The 15,441-nt window shown below is 53.4% G+C and carries 10 protein-coding genes; 2 read left to right on the forward strand and 8 right to left on the reverse strand.

The annotated features are described in order from the left end of the window. Nucleotides 1–65: 65 nt before the first annotated feature. Entirely contained in the window at nt 66–2,303 is a 2,238-nt protein-coding gene (locus C5Y83_RS27290; RefSeq protein WP_105332944.1) for an efflux RND transporter permease subunit, read from the forward strand. Between the two features lie 53 nt (nt 2,304–2,356). Here C5Y83_RS27290 and C5Y83_RS27295 read toward each other — a convergent pair whose 3' ends face one another. The 8 genes from C5Y83_RS27295 to C5Y83_RS27330 form a co-directional block, all read right to left on the reverse strand. Then, the gene (locus C5Y83_RS27295; protein WP_105332945.1) at nt 2,357–3,451 is read right to left on the reverse strand and encodes a hypothetical protein; all 1,095 of its coding nucleotides are present in this window, start codon (nt 3,449–3,451) and stop codon (nt 2,357–2,359) included. 26 nt (nt 3,452–3,477) lie between these two features. After that, nucleotides 3,478–4,836, reverse strand: a complete 1,359-nt coding sequence (locus C5Y83_RS27300) for an FHA domain-containing protein (protein ID WP_158262543.1) — start codon at nt 4,834–4,836, stop codon at nt 3,478–3,480. 5 nt (nt 4,837–4,841) lie between these two features. After that, the gene (locus tag C5Y83_RS27305) at nt 4,842–6,395 is read right to left on the reverse strand and encodes an FHA domain-containing serine/threonine-protein kinase (protein WP_146117943.1); all 1,554 of its coding nucleotides are present in this window, start codon (nt 6,393–6,395) and stop codon (nt 4,842–4,844) included. A 588-nt stretch (nt 6,396–6,983) separates the two neighbouring features. Then, complete coding sequence (locus C5Y83_RS27310; protein WP_105332948.1) at nt 6,984–8,252, reverse strand: metallophosphoesterase family protein; 1,269 nt, start codon at nt 8,250–8,252, stop codon at nt 6,984–6,986. A 152-nt stretch (nt 8,253–8,404) separates the two neighbouring features. Beyond that, nucleotides 8,405–10,876 (reverse strand): calcium/sodium antiporter, encoded by a 2,472-nt coding sequence (locus C5Y83_RS29945; RefSeq protein WP_105332949.1) that lies wholly within the window; start codon nt 10,874–10,876, stop codon nt 8,405–8,407. Nucleotides 10,877–11,286: 410 nt separating this feature from the next. Beyond that, nucleotides 11,287–12,597, reverse strand: coding sequence for a Gfo/Idh/MocA family protein (locus tag C5Y83_RS27320; RefSeq protein WP_105332950.1), 1,311 nt, complete (start codon nt 12,595–12,597; stop codon nt 11,287–11,289). Between the two features lie 35 nt (nt 12,598–12,632). After that, nucleotides 12,633–13,445: a DUF1080 domain-containing protein gene (locus C5Y83_RS27325; protein WP_105332951.1), complete on the reverse strand. Its 813-nt coding sequence runs from the start codon at nt 13,443–13,445 to the stop codon at nt 12,633–12,635. A gap of 8 nt (nt 13,446–13,453) precedes the next feature. Continuing rightward, the gene (locus C5Y83_RS27330; RefSeq protein WP_158262544.1) at nt 13,454–14,389 is read right to left on the reverse strand and encodes a sugar phosphate isomerase/epimerase family protein; all 936 of its coding nucleotides are present in this window, start codon (nt 14,387–14,389) and stop codon (nt 13,454–13,456) included. A gap of 276 nt (nt 14,390–14,665) precedes the next feature. Here C5Y83_RS27330 and C5Y83_RS27335 point away from each other — a divergent pair, with 276 nt between their 5' ends. Then, on the forward strand, nt 14,666–15,418 hold the full coding sequence (locus tag C5Y83_RS27335; protein WP_105332953.1) for a DUF1080 domain-containing protein: 753 nt from the start codon (nt 14,666–14,668) through the stop codon (nt 15,416–15,418). Nucleotides 15,419–15,441: the final 23 nt, after the last annotated feature.

Genomic DNA, 15,441 nt, shown 5'->3' on the forward strand with positions numbered 1-15,441 from the left:
ACCGTGAATGGTTCGGTCCGCGAGTTTTCTTCACCACTTGATCAACGCACCTTGGTTTTTCGGCAATGTCTCAATCTGCGTGGCAGGATCGATACGGTTGGTTCATCCTGGCTTTCTTTTTGACCATCACCCCGGTCGTTATGTACGGCACGAAGGGTGCTTGGGACAGTATCAAGAATCGCGTCGAGGATTGGCTGCCGGAGTCATTCGACGAAACAAAGCGTCTGATTTGGTTTCACGAGCGATTCGGCACCGACGAATTGTTGATGATCAGTTGGAAAGGATGCACGCTCGACGATCCACGAGTGATGCGGTTCACGGAGGAGCTTCAACAGGAAGACTCTTCTGGGGATCAGCCAATTGTCTGGTTTCGTGAAGTTGTCACGGGACCAGAGGCATTGTCTTCGATGACGTCTGATCCGCTCGACTTGCCACGAGAGATCGCACTCGATCGCCTCAAAGGTTGGCTGATTGGTCCCGAACTCGAGCAAACTTGTGTGATTGCGATTGTCTCGGAGCAGGGCGAATACGACCGCGCTGGTGCCGTGGCTTTTGCCTACGATACGGTGGATCGTGTCGAAGGGCTGAGTCGTGACGATCTGGTAGTGGCCGGAACAACACGGGACGGAGTAGCAATCGACAAGGCCAGTAAGAGTTCGCTCGATATGCTGAATCTCGGGTCGTTTGCGGTTTGCATCGTGATCATGGGAATTGGCTTTCGTAGCCTGCGAGCAACGTTAATGGTATTTGTGCTCGCCATTTTCTGCGAACAACTGAGCATGGCCATTATGTATTACAGTGGCCAGCAAATGGATTCGGTATTGACGCTGGTCGCGAACTTGACTTACGTGCTCAGTATTTCCTCCGGCGTCCACGTGGTGAACTACTACCGTGAATCGTTGGTGGAGCGTTCGCCGTATGAGTCGGTAGGCTGGGCACTTCGTTCGGCGTTCGTGCCTTGCTTGCTCTCAGCAGGAACGACGGCCGTGGGGATGATGTCGCTTGCGATCAGCAATATTCGACCGGTCGCAAACTTTGGTGTGTATGCGGCGGCATCCATTCTCGCAGCAGCCTTCGTGTTGTTGATCTGGTTACCTGCAGCGATGTACAAGTTCCCACTTAATCCACCTGCGTGGCATCAAGGAGTACAAAAAACATCTCGATTGCGACCGCTGTGGGAGTTTCTTTCCCACGCGATCTTCAAGTTGCGTTGGGGGATTCTGATCGGCTCGTTGGCTGTTATTGGCGGATGTCTCGTTGGTGTGCAGAAGATCTCAACATCTGCGCAGCTGCATGACCTTTTTTGGAAGAACGCACCGATACTTCGCGATTACGATTGGCTGGAAGAGAACGTCGGACCATTGATTCCGATCGAAGTCGTTTTGCGCATCAAAGATCCGTCCGAGATTCAAACCGACGAACAGTTCCGTATTGTCGAGCACGTCCAGCAATCGCTGGAAGAGGTTGATGATATCTCGGCGACGATGTCGGCCGCGACCTTCGCGCCTGTCATTCCCGACAAGGAATTGAAGGGATGGCGTGCGTCGATTCAGCGGGCCACCATTCGAAAGAAGCTAGAAAGTCAGCTTTCGAATTACGTTGCAATGAACTATCTGCGAATTGAGGACGGAGACGAATTGTGGCGGATTAGTGCCCGGGTGCGCGCCGCTGATCGCCTTCACTATGGCGAGTTGATGCAACGTATACGTCATGCCGTTGATGAAGCTCTCGCAGATCAACCACAAGTCGAACCGATCTATTCTGGCTCTGTACCACTGATCTTTAAAGCACAAAGCGAAATGCTCAATGACTTGATCAAGAGCTTTGGTCTGGCCTTCGTTCTGATCGCCGGCATCATGATGATCTTGCTACGAAACGTGTTGACAGGCTTGTTCAGCATGGTCCCGAATATTCTGCCGACACTCTTGGCATTCGGCACGATGGGGTTTCTCGGGGTTCAGGTCGAAATTGGCTCGCTACTGACGGCAAGTGCCGCCTTGGGAATCGCGGTAGATGATTCGCTACACTTCATCAGCTGGTTTCGAAAAGGATTGGCCGCCGGGAAAACCTGTCAAGAGGCAACTCGTTTGGCCTACGAACACTGCGGGTTGGCGATGACGCAAACGTCGTTGATTTGTAGTCTCGGCCTGTTGGTATTTTCGCTAAGTCCTTTCACGCCCATCTCGCGTTTTGCCTGGCTGATGTTCGGTTTACTAATGATCGCTTTACTTTGCGACCTGCTGATTCTGCCAGCCATCTTGTATTGCTTCACAAAAGAAAAGCCCAAGACGGCCTCCGAGTGATTCGGCGGCGGCCTTGGGCCGAAGCTTGTTTAAGCGACTTTGGTGGTCGAGCTTTAAAGCGTGCCGTCACCTCCTGAGGTAGCAACATATAGGCTCTTGGCCATCTCGAACAACTTGTTGTAGGTGCTCTCGTTGCCCGGTTCTGGGGGGGCGAATTCAACGCCGTTGCGAACCATATAAGAAAGCAGTGCCGTTAAGTTCTTTCCGTCAACGGCCGGATTGTAGCTATTCATGATCAATGCGCCGTCTGCCTTGCCGACTTGTTTCAAACGACGTGCCGCGTGCGAAAGACTTTGCAAATGAGCTTCCGATTCGCGGTAGACGTAATAATCTTGGACCCCTTTGCGGGCCATCTCTTGTCCGTCAACTTCGGCGAAAAACTTGTTCGCTAACGCCAGAATTGAATTTTCCAGATTGGCGGTCAATTCGTTACTGATTTCCGTCTGCTGCGAGGCCGCTTGACGAATGGCCGTTAGGTTCGCTTCGATCTCTTCTCGTTCGCTCTTAAAGCGTTCGTCTCGAAGCAGCTGCGGCCACCACTGGAAAGTGCTTAGCTGACCTGTATCGGCACGGAACGTTCCCGTTTCACCACGGACATTGGTGAGTTTCAAGTTGATATTGGCCAGATCATCTTGTGATAGTTGCAGTCGCGACATCAAGTCGGCGATTTCATAGTCGTCATTGAGATAGGCGAACGAGAGAACACTTGACCGAAGGGCTTCCTTCATTGTGTTTAGGGCGTTGCCGTTGGTGATACCTTCGCCGGTCAGATCCGGGTGGTCGACCAATCGACGGAGGGCACGTGCTTTTTGTTTGTCCGCTTCGTCGAGGTGGTCTTTCAATACTTTGGCGTCACGCAACTCACGACGCTTGAAGTAAATGTCGACCGTTTTCAGAGCGTTATCGAGTTCCTTGTCGTAGGCCTCCGCAGCGATCGCCCGAGCTGTCTGGTAGTCGACAGCCGCTTCCCCTTGGGCACGAATCAACTCGGCCTGACCGAATACCAAACCAACTTCCATGTGCGGTGACAGCGAGTAAACAAACGGTCGTTGATTGTCGTCATTAATGACCACTTGCGCTACCGCTAGTTGCAGCGGACATGCCGCTACTCCTAGAACGAGGCAACACCGAATCAGTCGACGGATCATGTTTCTTTCCCCTGCAATAGCACAAGTTAGTTGTTGGTGAATTGGCTGACAAACGGCATCACATCAATCACCACCGTGGCATCGAACGTCTGACCCGTTGGCGGCGTGCCTAAGGTGAGTTCGGGCGTAGGGCGTGAATAGAGTGCGACGAGTTCGAATTGTGAATTCAGCAGCGGAGATCCATTCCAGTTCGTTTCCAGGTGAAGATTAGTTTGATCGGCTGAATCGAAGCCAGCGATGACCAAGCGAGCGTTTGCAAGATCTCCCGCGACACCGCTGGTGTTGCGAACACGCGTGGTTGTTTCAGTGATCGGCAAGGGATTGTTAGGAGGATAGAACGGCGCGAGACGGTCGTAACCGTGGCCAAGCAAGGTCAATCGCTCTTTCGGTGTCAGCGAGGCCGTTTTGGCAATTGGCAGCCAATACGGCAACGACTCTTGAACTTGGATGGCCGCAACGTCGTAATGGCTTGGTTTCTCGGCAATGATCATATAATTGCGATATGCATCTTCGAGAGTCTGAGTCAGTTCGTCGGAGAGCTGATCCATGTTGGTCGATTCGATCTTGGCGTAGATCTGATCGAACTTCGCTTTGGCTTGTTCAGCCTCTTCAAATGAGGCGACATAAGTAGGGTGAGGCGTAAACTTGGTGATCGTAAGTTGTTTGTCTCCAAGTAAGATCACTTGCGGAAACTTCTCACTCAGTAGTTTCGACACCATTTTCACCGTACTGGAAGTCAAAATGGTATGCGGCCCAATTGCGACGCCAGTTCCAATCCGAAAGATCTGCGACTTATCGGCGTTGGCCACGGCAATCACGTAAATGGCATCTTCCCGTTTACCCGTCGGCGTCACGGTCTGAGATACTGGATTACTCTGGGATGGATCTATTTTGACGGTGTTGGCTGCCGTACTGCCATCGTCCTGGTTTTCGATGCTTGTCGAATCAGTATCTGTTATCGTTGGATCGGAATTGCCACCCCATAACACAATGACGAGCACGACCAACAGCACGAGAACCGCTGCGGCTACGCTACTCCCAATCAGCAAATGGAGCGGAAACGAGAGTTCTTCTTCCGTGTTTTGCGGGGAAGGCTCAGGGGGTGGAGTTGGACGTTTGGGAGGCGCCGCAGGCGTACTAAGCTGCGAAGGCATCGGCATCGTGACACTCTTGCCAAGTGTGACGAGGGCATCGGGATGGATCTGCTTGCGTTTGAAGATCCGCTCGCCGTTGACGAACGTCCCGTTGGTGGATTGAAGGTCTTCGATGAAGACTCGCCCTTCATCAAATTCCAGACGGCAATGCTCGCCAGATACCGTGGGCTGATCTACCACGATGTCGCACGTGTCGCGAGCGCCGACAATCCAGACCTTCTTCGATGCCATTCCCCCTAAACCCATCCTTCCTTTTTCATGACAACACGCAGCGCATTCTGCATCTCACGAGCATTCGGATAGCGCTCGCAGCATTCTGAGCGGAGAGCTGTATCCAGAACTTCCCCCAGGCCTGCATGAAATCCGGGATAACGCTTGCGCATAGATTGTATTTCACCGTGGAGAACTAATGCTAACGAATCACTCCCCTTTTCGTCTCCCCGAGGAAATCGCCCCGTGATGATGCGATAGAAACTTGCTGCCAGGCTGAAGACGTCGCTGGCAGGATTCACATACTTGTAATCGGTGAGTTGCTCGCGCGGCATGTAGGGAAGGCTACCCGTGTAGGCGCCCGTTACCGTCATTCCAGAAAAGCCGGCTTGCTCGAACGCTTTGTTGAGTCCGAAGTCCGAGATCTTCGGAATCCAGCGTTTCTCTTTCCTCGTCGCCAATAGGTTCGAGGGCTTAATGTCTCGGTGGACCATCCCTTTTTCATGAGCATAGGCGAGGCCATCAAGCAACAGATATAGCGAGACGGCAACGTGCTTGGCTTGCAGCGAGTTCTTTTTTGAACGGAACAAGCGAGCCAGCGAGCCTCCATCACAGTATTCGGTGACAAAGTAGAACTCGTTGCCTAAACCCCCGGCACCGTAAAGTTGGACGACGTTTCGATGTCGGAGACGAGCGTTGACTTCCATCCCTTTCAGGAATTCTCCGCGAGCATCGTGAGCCACATTAACCCGGGAAGCGAGTAGCTTAACGGCCACAGGGTTTCCGTCGATCGTTCGTTTCGCGAGAAACGTTTCGCCCAGTCCACCTGTGCCGAGGGACTGTTCGAATTCGAATCCGTCCAGAATCGGAAATTCACCAGGCTGACGTTTAGGTGGCGTGTAAGGAGCTGGTTCATGCTGACCGACGTTGCTGCCAAAGGCACCCTTAGATGTATTAGCACCTTCGACCATCGTTGCCCGGCCAGCGATCTGTGCGATTTCGTCCATGCGATCCGCCGGCTCGCTAATGGTACGGCGACCTACGTCACTGGCTACGCTTGGCGGAATCTCAACGATCGTTTGCCGACCGACATTACCGGGAGGAGTCGGCGGAAGCTCGTTAATCGTTTGCCGGCCCACTTGCGAATTGGCGTTGGGGACCGGTAGTTCGGTGATTGTTCGACGAATGTCGTTTCCTGCGTCAGATTCTTCTTCGCGTTCGTCATAGCGGCCAAAGTCGTAGGTCGCGGAGATGTCTTTCTTTTCTTCGACGAAGATTTGAAAGACGGTCTTGCCGGCGGTGATAACATCGCCATTGGTCAAGTCGACGGTTGGACCACCAGCCTTGGCCTCTTCTTCAGAGGCAGCGAACGTGGAACGCCCACCGTGCTTCGTACCATTGACGAACGTTCCGTTCCGGCTACCCAAGTCTTTGAGGCGAGAGAGGGGCGGATTGACTTCCAGCATGAAATGATGGCGAGAAACGAACGGGTCTTCCTGAATGGAAGCATGGCAGTGCTGCTCGTCCCTACCAAACAGGAAGATGTCGTGGTCTGCAAACGAAAAGACCCGTCCTTGCATGGGGCCTTTCTTAACTTCGATCCGAATCAAATGACGTCTCCGCAGGGGAACTTGCGGCTCATGCCTGACAACAGCGGGTTACCAATCAGGACGCAGGAAGTCTCCAACCCTGGGCATCGCCATCTACCCTCGTCGAAGAAACACCAATCCTGAAATCTAATTCGCGGGAACCTAAGTCGTTATCGATGGTTGCGGCAGGAAGTTGCCTAGTTTTCCCCAATTGTGACCGATGTATCGTAATCCATTGACGGCGGACGCCTCAGAATGCCAAGCCCCAGGCCGAAGCAGCCGATCCAGCGGAACATCCGTTCCTGTAACAGTTTATCCTATCAAATATCATCGATTCTAAGCTGCACGGATCCAAGCTTGCAAACTCTTTTCTTCGGCGAGTTTACGCGAAAATAGATGCCCACGTTAGGATCCTAAGGTGATAGAGAGGTCCCTGTTGTGATATGCATTCTATCCCAGAGCGAAGGTGTGAATGGTCGGTGGTATGAGCCGACAAGATCAATTCAATCGAGTACTGCTGTTCCGCGAATTATTGAAGGGCTACTCTGGTTATAAAAAAAGTGACCAAAAGAGCGGTTTTTAGACTTCGCGCGGAGCGAACGTCCAGGTACCAAGCTTGTTGCCATCGAGCGTGCTGGCGGTGAGTGTCATTTCTTCAGCGTCCGCAGAAGCTCGAATAATCGTTCCTCGCGATAAGCTCGGCCCGCCACCGACGATCTGAGCGTAAGTATGTTCCGCAGTTGGTTCGTCATACCGGAAACGGTGTGTATGCCCAGAAGCAACCAGTTGCACTCCTGCTTTCGCAAGATGCGGATGCCAGGCGCGTTGGGACTGTCGAGAGTAACTGGCATAGCCATCGAGCGTGTCGCCTGGGTTGTCGCCTGGACGGCCCCACAGCGGGATATGACAGAACACAACGATGTATGGTGCCGAGGCAATTTCATCCCGTTTGAGTGTTTCGGCCAACCATTCACCCTGAGCTTCTCGGTATGGCTCGAAGTTTACCAGTCCGGCGAATACGGGATGCGCGTCTGGTTTGTCCTCTCCCGTATCGAGACCGATGATCGCCATCGGTCCCTGACGCACGGCGAACGAACGTCCAAGTTCGCCTTGGTTGGGCCAATCAAGCATGGCCTGGGAAAGGGCTCTCGCATGAACACCGCGTACATCATGATTGCCGCTGGTGAATAGCACAGGACGCTCGGTGGCATAACCACCGCCGGCAGGTTCCAGGATTTGCTCCACAATCTGATCATCCGAACGGACATCATTGAACACGTCGCCATTCCAGACTGTGAAGTCGACAGATTCTTTCGACAACTGTTCCGTAATACTACGAAGGACCTCTGGCTTCTCATGGGTATCGTTGATCATGGCGAACGAAGCCGAGGGAGCAGAGGCATCGAGAGTATGGAAGGCGAATGTTTCGCCGACGACCGGTTCACCTTGTTGGATCTGGTAGGCGTTCTTGAATTCGATCGGTGCCGTAACGGTCCGGTAGTAGATCTTTTGGCCCGTTGGCAGATCGTTCAAACGAGCCGAAAGGAAACGCGTACCCAACTGATTTAACCCATTACTGGAAGCGGTTGCTCGCTTACCTAATTCTGGCGTTGTGCCGTATTCGATCCAACCTGTTGCAAGTTCTGGCGTCGACCAGGCGACCGATATGCTGCTCGCGGTCGGCGTTTGAAGCACCGGCAATCCCGATTTGGTTTGCGGCGCTACCGGCTGCTGAGCAGATACGGCCTGCGACATGACGCCTGTTCCAATCGCGATGGAAGAAACGGTTGTCAGAAAATCACGGCGATTGGAAGGCGAGTGGTTCGCAGCGGAAGGGTCGATCGGCATCGTAAGTTCCGGGAGAGGAAGAAGATCATGTCGCTGGGCAGATTCCAGCGACTTCTCTCTAACCCTAACTGCCTTGCGCGAAAACGTAAAGTCAGCCGTTCTCTTTTGTCATCGTTCGGGACGGTAAGTCATACAGCTAATATGATCCTACCCTAAGCATTTACACGTTCTGAGGGATGATTCTCTGGCGCTTCGGAATTGAGATTGTGATCGACGCCTGTGATCAGCCGTGCGGAGCGGCCGAACGTTACGAAGCTCCAAATCCATTGGACAAAGACCAGGATCCGACTCTCGAACAAGCTGAGATTGGCAATGTGAATTACCAGCCAAAGCATCCAAGCCATGAAGCCACTGATTTGCCAGCCAGCGATGTGAGCCACCGCAGCCGATCGTCCGATCGTAGCGAGGCTTCCTTGATGATGGTAGTGGAACGGCTCTCGCTTGGATGTCCTACCCGCCTGTTCGGCGGACAACTCATTACGGATCAACTTCGCAACGTACTTACCTTGCTGCATTGCGACTGGAGCAATGCCAGGAAGCGGACGGTCGTCAGGGCCGTTGCAGGCCGCCATGTCCCCAATCACGAAAACGTTCGGGTGGCCAGCGAGGCTTAGGTCGGACTTCACAGCGACACGACCAGCCCGATCGATGTCGGCTCCTGCTTGTTGGCCCAAGCACTTTGCCAACGGAGATGCCTCGATTCCGGCGGCCCAGAGGATGGTCGTGGCTGGCAAGAGCTCTTCGTTGTTATCCTGCGAACCCAACGTCAATAAACCTTCCTCGACTTGAAGCACGCGAGTCTTGCACCGGACGTTGACTCCTAAACGTTCGAGCGAATCTTTGGCTTTGGAGGATAGCTTGGGAGGATACATTCCGAGGATACGATCTGCGGCTTCGACCAGAATGATCTTGGCCGACGATGGGTTGATCTTGCGGAACTCGAACTCCATCGTGTGTCGAGCAATCTCGGCAAGTGAGCCAGCCAACTCCACGCCGGTTGGGCCTCCACCCACGATCACGAACGTCAGCAGCTGTTGTCGCCGCATCTCATTAGTTTCGTTTTCTGCTGCTTCAAATGCCGATAGAATTCGGCGACGGATCTCGGTCGCGTCTTCGATAGTCTTTAAGCCAGGAGCCGCCGGTTCCCATTGACCGTTACCGAAGTAGCTGTGGCGGACACCAGCCGCAACGACAAGGTAGTCGTACGACAAGTCATGTCCATCGGTCAGCATGACCATTTTTAGATCTAGGTCGATGTCGGCCACCTCGTCCAAACAAACCGAAACGTTCCAATGTCGACGCAGCAGATTGCGGAGCGGGGCGGCAATGTTCGCGGGGGATAGGCTGCCGGTTGCGACTTGGTAGAGAAGTGGCTGAAAGAGGTGAAAGTTGCGGCGATCGACGAGCGTGACGCGGGTCTCGCTGCGGCCAAGATTACGGGCGACTGCAAGCCCACCAAAGCCACCTCCGATCACGACAACGCGTGGCAGCGTGTCGCCCGACTGAGCAAAACGTTCGCGGGCTTTGTACCATCGCCAAACATCAATCGAACGGGAAACGGTAATCATTAGTGTGATGACGGTCAGCGGCAAAGCGAACCAGATCATCAGCACCTCGAACGCCGGCAAGGCTTCGCTGCCGGTGGCAGAAAGAACCAATGCCGCAATGTAGGCGACGTAGTAGGCCACGAAGAGCACACCTTCACCGCGAGCGATGCGATGCCCGGTAAAGAAGACCGGTAGACAAGCTGCTGCTACCGCGATCATCACAGGTAAGTCGAATTGCCATGCTTGCTCAGCAACTGCGATTCCGCCTGGATGTACTGCAGCGGAGAGTCCCAGCACACCTAACAAGTTGAAGATATTGCTACCGACCACATTGCCAACGGCAATATCGCGTTCACCACGCATCGCCGCAATCAGTGAGGTCGCCAGCTCAGGGAGCGAAGTTCCGCAAGCAACGATCGTCAACCCGATCACTAGTTCGCTCACACCCAAACCGCGAGCGATACTCGTGGCACCATCGACCAGGAATTTCGCACCCACGACCAGCAAGATCAAGCCACCGACGACTAGGACAATCTGCCAGAGGAACTTCGACCAGGGCGAACGGTTTGCTTCATCGGAATCTTCCGTCTGACGATAGGCCTCGTCGTATTCTTGCTTTACGGCGGCTGATTCTTGTCGACCCACCAAGATGCAGCGGATCGTGTAGGCGATCAGGCCAGCGAACAGCAGTCCACCTTCCAGCTGGCTGATTTGTAGATCGTAGGCGAATAGCCAGACGACGATCGAAATGATCAGAATCAAAGGCACGTCAAAACGAACCAGTTTCTGATCGACAATCAGCGGTGTAATAAGTGCTGAAATCCCGAGGATAAGTAGCACATTGAAGATGTTGCTACCTGCGACGTTCCCAACGGCAACATCAGAACTGCCTGTTAGAGAAGAGGTGAGCGAGACGGCCAATTCCGGCGCACTCGTGCCGAAAGACACCACGGTGAGTCCGATGATGAGTGAAGAGATTCCGGCAGAAGCCGCAAGCTTCGACGCTCCCCGGACGAGTAACTCTGCACCAACGACCAGGGCGACCAAGCCCACAACAATCAGCAGCGACGCGATCATTACTTCGTTTGACCATCCAAAAAGAATGGAAGTGGCTGAACCGATAGCATTCAGGACACAGTTGTTTCGTTATTGTTCGGGGTTCGCGACTCAACAGAACATGCTCGAAACTTGGCGACAAGGGGGCTTTCGTCGAGTCAAGAACCAATGGAAACCTAACCACCGACGTCGTGACGCAAAGGTAACAATGACGACAACGGTCGCGATTAACCAACAATAAAAGAAGTTGCGGTTTTCCCTAGCGCCAGCGGACTCTTGGTCGTCACCGAGGCGTCCCAGTGCATCGCACGCACGTAATGATTTAGCAATCTTGGCTAGTTTACTCGGCTCTTTCGGAAAGCTACGAATGCGAGATAGGCGTCATTGCAAATTGTCTGACCACTCATCAGGTTTCTGAGCAAAGTATTTGCCTACGTGAGTTTGGTAATCCCAGGCTGAGCAATCTCAATGGGTGGAGCATCTCCCCAGGCGTATTGCTTTGGCGACAGGTCTTGCTTGGAAGTCAAAGCCTGTTCCCAGGTGATCTCTTGTCCTGTGTAAGTTGCCATGCGGCCCATGATCGCCAGAAGTGTGCTCTGGGCCATGTACTGTCCGTTATTCAGCGGTTGGTCGTTTCGGATGCCAGCAAAGAGTTCGTCATGTTCGACCTGATAACAATTCTTGGCAGTTCCCTCGAAGCTCCAAGCATTCTTGCCGTAGATAGAGGTCTCTTTATGCGATAGCTTGGATAAGCCGTTGGTGCCTTGCGCAACCACTCCCATTTCGTTTTTGCAGCCAGGCTGTTGGCGGCAACTGCTGATGATGCGAGCTCCGTTTTCGTATTCGTAGATCACGCTATGATGATCATAGATGTTTCCATAGACTTCGTCGGTTCGGACCTGACGGCCCCCCATTCCGATTGCTTTTACGGGATAGCCTTGCAGAATCCAGGCCGCGATATCGAGATAATGCACATGCTGTTCGACGTTGAAATCGCCGGATAGCCAGGTGAAGTAATACCAGTTGTGCATCTGCCAATGCATATCGGTCCACCCAGGTTGCCGTGGCTTGACCCATATCGGACCGCGATAGTCGTTGGCCATCACCGTATGGATTTCGCCGGCTTGACCTTCATGAAGTCGCTGGACCGTTTCCTGAAAACCTTGGTCATAGCGTAGGCAAAGTCCTGAGACTACGGAAAGTCGTTTCCTTTTCGCTTCAGCACAAGTTTCCAATACAGAAAGTACGCCTGGCGTGTCGACCGCGACCGGTTTCTCCGCAAAGACATGCTTGTCGGCATCGATGGCTGCCTTCAAGTGCATGGGACGAAATTGAGGCGGCGTGGCAAGTAGGACCACATCGACTCCGCTGTCGATGACTTGTTGGTACGCGTCGAAGCCGAGAAACTGACGGTCCTCTGGGACATCAATCTTATTCGCGATCTCCTTGCGCTGCTTGAGCGACCGGAGCGACGACTCGAGCCGAGGTTGAAACATATCACCCATCGCTGTCAGCTTGACGTTCTCATCCGCGGTTAACGCCTGAGTAGCCGCCCCGGTACCGCGACCTCCGCAACCAATCAAACCAACACGCAGCAGATCATTGCCAGTTGGATGGACGGAAGGTGCGGCCATGGCAACTTGGCTGGCAAGCGTACTGCCTGCGATCGTGAAGCTCGACGATTTCAGGAATTGTCGACGATTACCGGTGATTTGATTTGGTTGGGAAGGTTGATTCGGCATGGTCAAGTTTCTGAGGAAAAGACTGACGGCGGATGTTATGGGGCGGGCAGGGGACGAATCTCGAAGTTTCGGAAATAGACTTCACTGCTCTCATTTTCCAGCAAGATTCTACCGGCAGCAGGGAATACGTCGTAGCAATGATTTACGATCTGTCCGTTGATCTTCACAGTGATTTCGTTGCCTTCGCAGATGCACTCGACTTTGGTCCATTCCCCCAGCGGACTGGCGACGTCATTCTTGCCACGTGTGTCTCGTAGCTCTTCGAATCCGGCTTCATGATGCGACCACCAGAATTGTCGGCCAGAATAAACGGTTGGCGCACCATCTTCTCGCCAACGCGTACGACTATCTTCCGCGACGATTGTTCTACTGCTGAGGGTGACGGGAATCGTTTTGCCGGCGTCATCCTCGCCTCGGATAACAATAAGATCTCCCTCACATCCTTGAGCCAACTGCACCTCGACTGACGCCATCCACGTTCCACGGGCATTCCCTTCTGGGCCAGTTGCGTGAAGCAGGATGCCTGAGTTCCGCACATACTTCGATCCGTCGGTCCGTTCGCCCCAGCGGTACTCGATGCTTAGGTGGTAATTGCGATAGGCATTGACGGTCGCAATGTATCCCATCCCCTTACCGGCGATGCGGATCGTGCCGTCAACTACCGAATAGGCTTCGGAATGCTCGAAGCGATCCTGCTCGCGAAGCCATGTTGTGAAACCTTCGAGGTTGGTTCCATTGAACGGCTTAATAACCTTTGACTTAGGCTCAATCATTTTGAGCGACTCATCCGCACGTACCGCGAACGGAAGCAAAATGAGAATCAGGATTGCCAATGTCGGAGACTGCATGCCGGACTTTACTTTCCTTGAGGCTGAGTCAGCCCTCGCGCGACCGTTTCGAGGAACTCTCGCGATCGGCGGGCCAGGCGGTCGATTTCTTCTGGCTCGGTTGGGCGGGGTAGCAACGGAGCAAAGATATTTTCACAGCAAAGGGGAATCGTTCGTCCCGTTTGGACAACTGGTTGCAGCAAGCGATAGTGATCGATCTCACCCAAACCGGCGCCACAGTCTTGGTCGACCGGCCAGTTCCTATGATCTTTGATACAAAAGCTGTGCACGACGTCGGCACATGATTGGATATCGGGGATCGGATCGACGTTCAGATAATCCATCACATTGCCGGCATCGTAATTGACGCGAATACCTGGATCGTCTATTTCGCGGATGATTTCGGCACAGGCCTCTCCCGTTCCAGTCGAACCGCCATGTTGTTTGACCACCAGTACAACTCCATGGTCACGGGCAAAAGGGCCGAGCTTTCTAAATCGTTCAATCCACAAGGGCCGGTTCCCTCCTTCGGTATGTCCAAAGGTCAATACTTGAGGAATGCCAGCGGCGGATGCCTGGCGAATTCGATGTTGAAGGACCTTCAACCCATCATCATGTTCAGGATAAACGGTCGAGAACATCATCAACGGTTCTAAGCCCATATCACGACACTGGTCCGCAAGTCCCCTAGCTTTGGCGGGCGGGGCGTCCGCGGCCATTACCGGTGTTCTCTCGCTTCTTCCTTTCTCTTGATGCGAAGTTCCCCAGGCAACATAGCGATAGCCTGCGGCGCGGATACCACTCAGGGCTCGTTCTAATGGGAACTGTGAGTATGGAAGCGTCATGCAGGCGATTTGAAAGTCGGTTGCCTCAGGAGCGGTCTCGTCAGCGGACGCAATTCGAGTGCCGATCCATGGCGACGCACCCAACCTGGCCAAACCGCAGAGGGCAACTCGTCTTGTCATACTTATCGGATGCGAGGTCGCGGGATTCTTCATAGAAAAGCTCTGATCGAATTCGATGGCATAACTAGAGCGTAGATTTTCGCAGGAATAAATCTGGAATGCCACCGTTTTCTCTTAAACGTGTTGTGGGCGGGGGGAGCCATGGGGCCCTTAATCGTTTTAAGAATACGGTATTTTTGCGGCGATTGTTTGCTAAACTGAAAGCCACTGTCCTTTCGCGAAACGGACACGTCTGATCCGACCCACCTACTGTTCGACCCCTCCTGGAGTTCCTGGATGAGAATCTTCTACCGTAGTGTTGTTCTGTCTGGCCTGATTGTTTTCGGCCTCGGTGTTCTATCTCCTTTATTGGCTGCCGATCCTCAGCCACCGGAAGGCTTTCGAGCTCTTTTCAACGGCAAGGATTTGACCGGGTGGTACGGCTGGAATCCGCATGCTTCGGTGAAGTTGGAAGGGGAAAAGAAAAAGGAAAACCTGGCAAAGCAACGTAAAGAGTTCCCTGAAAACTGGACGGTCGAAAACCGTGAGCTCGTCAACGATGGGCACGGACCATACGCCACTACCGACGAAGAGTTTGGTGACATCGAACTGTTGATCGAATACAAGACAGTTGCTGGAGCGGACAGCGGTATTTACCTGCGTGGCACTCCGCAAGTTCAGATCTGGGATTCCAATCAGAAGTTTGATCCCAAACGTCCCACTCGCCGACCACATTTGGGGTCAGGTGGTTTGTTCAATAATGCACCTGATGCCCCTGGTCGTGATCCGGCGGTACTTGCGGATCGTCCGTTTGGTGAATGGAACACTCTGCGTATTCGTCAAATTGGCGATCATACCTGGGTTTGGCTGAACGATAAGCTAACCGTCGATAACGCCGTCATGGAAAACTACTGGGATCGCAGCATCCCGCTGCCGGAGAAGGGGCCGATCATGCTGCAAACGCATGGCGGCGAAATCCGCTGGCGAAATATCTACGTCCACGAGATCAGCCCAGAAGAAGGTAAGAAGATCTTGGCGGATGCCAAGTAGCAATCGCTTCTGCCTTCGCCTCG

It is taken from the genome of Blastopirellula marina (assembly GCF_002967765.1).
In the GTDB taxonomy this organism is placed as follows: Bacteria; Planctomycetota; Planctomycetia; order Pirellulales; family Pirellulaceae; genus Bremerella; species Bremerella marina_A.